Raw genomic sequence first — 2429 nt, 5'->3', positions numbered from 1 at the left:
CGAATATTGACCCGCCTAGTGGGCCGATTATGGCCTAAATATTCCTGTTATTGCTAGACTTCCTTTCCCTCTGTTGTGTGGTTGAATGTTTGAATCGATAACTGTCGTTACCGGTTTCGATGATATGGCAATGATGAGTCAATCGGTCCAATAATGCGGTTGTAAGCTTGGGATCCCCAAATACGGTTGGCCATTCACTGAAGCTCAAGTTGGTGGTGATCGCCACGCTGGTGGTTTCATAGAGTTTGCCTAGTAGGTGAAACAGTAAGGCTCCTCCTGATTGACTAAAAGGCAGATAACCCAACTCATCCAGTATGACCAGGTCGGTGCTCATGAGTCGGTTGGCCAGCCGGCCTTGATTACCTTGCTGTTTCTCCAACTCCAGGGCGTTCACCAGTTCAATGGTAGACAGGAACCGCACGCGATAGCGGTGGTGCTGAATCGCCTGTACGCCCAAAGCCGTAGCCAGATGGGTTTTTCCTGTGCCAGGGCCGCCCACCAGCACGAGATTTTGGGCATCCTGTAAGAACTCGCAGCGATGTAACGACTTGATCAACACCTCATCCACCACACTTTGGCTGAAGTCGAAGTGGCTCAAGTCTTTATAAGCTGGGAACCGGGCGGCTTTCATTTGATACCGGGTGGAACGAACATCCCGTTCTGCAACTTCGGCTTTAAGCAGGGTTTCCAGTATGGGCACAGACTGAACATAGGCAGGTGAAGCCTGCTCTGATAAATCCGTTACGGCATCGGCCATACCAAACAGTTTGAGTGTCTTCAGGGTTTTGATCAGGGCTTCCTGGTTCATGATTTGCCCTCCCTCAAGTCATCATAGCGGGCGGTATTGGCCAAGGGTTCTGTGACCAGCTTTAGGGCTGGTGGCGGTTTCAACGGCTCGGGTATGGCTTTATCCTGCAACCGGTTAAGGCAATTCATCACATGTTGTCGTGAGGGTCTTTCGATACTGAGCGCGGCTTCAATCGCTTGCTCTACCAGCTTCTCATCATGCAGTAATACCAGGGCCAGCACATCCGCCATTTCCCGATCGCCACCGGGGCGTTTGAGTAACTGGTTTTGAAGTTGCTTGAAGCTATTGGGTAACTCAGTGAAGGGCGCACCGTTACGCAATGCCCCAGGTTTGCGTTGTACTACCGATAAATAATGACGCCAGTCGTAAATGGTTTTTCCAGTCGCGTTATGATCTCGGGTAAACACCCGAGCATGACTGGCAATGATCTGCGCTTCAGCCACCACCACAATTCGATCAGGATAGACCCGTAAACTGACTGGACGGTTAGCGAAGCTTGCCGGTACGCTGTAACGGTTGCAATCATGGGTAATCAGACAGGTTGAGCTGACGCGCTTAGTGAATTCTACAAAACCGTCAAACGCAGCCGGTACCGCCATCAGGGCTTCCTGTTCCACTTGCCAATACTGATACAAAGTTCGACGCTTGTCCTGGGGATGGGGTAGTTCCTGCCACAAGGCCAAACAGCGTTGCTGTAGCCAGGTGTTGAGCTCTGCCAGAGTTCGGAATGGCGGTGCTTTCTGCCAGAGTAGATGACGGGCATCACGCACTTGTTTTTCTACCTGGCCTTTCTCCCAACCGGCGGCCGGGTTGCAGAATTCGGCTTCAAACAAGTAGTGACTCACCATGGCCTGAAAGCGCTTATTGATTGTGCGTTGTTTACCCCTGCCCACCTTATCCACGGCTGTTTTCATATTGTCGTAAATGCCTCGTTCAGGCACTCCGCCAAACAGTTGGAAAGCATGAAAGTGGGCATCGAACAGCATCTCGTGGGTCTGATGCAGGTAGGCTCGCAGGAAGAAGGCTCGACTGTGACTGAGCCGAAAGTGGGCAATCTGGAGCTTGGTGTTCACACCACCAATCACCACATAATCTTCGCTCCAATCAAACTGGAAGGCTTCACCCGGTGCAAATTGGAGCGGTACATAGGTGTTTTTAGCGGCGGTTCGTTGGGCTTCCTGTTGCTCCTGCCGCCATAGTCGAGCAAAGGCTGCGACCCGATCATAGGAACCGGTATAACCCAGTTGTACCAGATCCAGATGCAATTGCTTGATGCTGCGCCGCTGTTTGCGGTGCCGACGAGACTCCCGAAACAGCCAACTGGTTAATGTCAGCTCGTAATCATCGAGCTTGGAGGGGGATTTACGGTCAGGGTAGCGGGGTTCCACTACACCCTTAGCCAAGTATTTGCGTACGGTGTTACGGCTTAGTCCGGTGCGCCGGGTTATCTCTCTGATCGGCATCCCTTCGCGGAAATGCCACCGCCTGATTACGCTTAATAACGCCACGTCGATCACTCCTGAGTGCTCCTGCATCAATGGGTGCAGGATGAGTTGAACGTGGGTCAAAATTCGATGCAAATTATGGGGTCAGGTGGGTCAATTTTGGGTGCAAATCAACA

Annotated in this window: 2 protein-coding genes; both read right to left on the bottom strand. The window is 51.9% G+C overall.

Translation table 11 applies throughout. The features are described from left to right. Nucleotides 1–34 precede the first annotated feature (34 nt). A complete protein-coding gene (gene istB, locus D9N13_RS12885) occupies nucleotides 35–808 on the bottom strand; it encodes an IS21-like element helper ATPase IstB (RefSeq protein ID WP_290590641.1) in 774 nt (257 codons plus the stop codon). Next, complete coding sequence (gene istA / locus D9N13_RS12880; protein WP_290590639.1) at nucleotides 805–2316, bottom strand: IS21 family transposase; 1512 nt, start codon at nucleotides 2314–2316, stop codon at nucleotides 805–807. Before istA ends, istB begins: the two co-directional genes overlap by 4 nt. Nucleotides 2317–2429 lie beyond the last annotated feature (113 nt).

The organism is Ketobacter sp. GenoA1, assembly GCF_003671475.1.
In the GTDB taxonomy this organism is placed as follows: Bacteria; Pseudomonadota; Gammaproteobacteria; order Pseudomonadales; family Ketobacteraceae; genus Ketobacter.
The sequence above is the reverse complement of the archived record's forward strand: the minus strand, read 5'-3'. Positions and strand labels throughout refer to the sequence as shown.